This window comes from Paraburkholderia sp. SIMBA_030 (assembly GCF_046535245.1).
GTDB lineage: Bacteria > Pseudomonadota > Gammaproteobacteria > Burkholderiales > Burkholderiaceae > Paraburkholderia.
The window spans coordinates 1-230 of sequence record NZ_JAWRXB010001816.1 but is presented as its reverse complement, the minus strand read 5'-3'; the positions used below and the strand labels follow the sequence as shown (position 1 = coordinate 230).

Sequence of the window (230 nt, the reverse complement as noted above, 5' to 3'; positions counted from 1 at the left end):
GTTGAAATTTACGGCCCAGAAAGCTCAGGTAAGACGACGATGACCCTGCAAGCTATTGCAGAATGTCAAAAGCAAGGTGGTACTTGTGCCTTTATCGATGCCGAGCATGCGCTTGACCCTGTTTATGCACGCAAGCTTGGGGTAAATACTGATGACTTATTGCTCTCGCAACCTGACAATGGTGAGCAAGCACTTGAAATTACTGATATGTTAGTACGCTCAGGCGCAAT

At 46.5% G+C, this 230-nt stretch carries 1 pseudogene; it reads left to right on the top strand.

Features of this window, described 5'->3' with window-relative positions:
- A pseudogene (locus tag SB772_RS46250) lies at positions 1-230 on the top strand (DNA recombination/repair protein RecA); the annotation flags it as partial.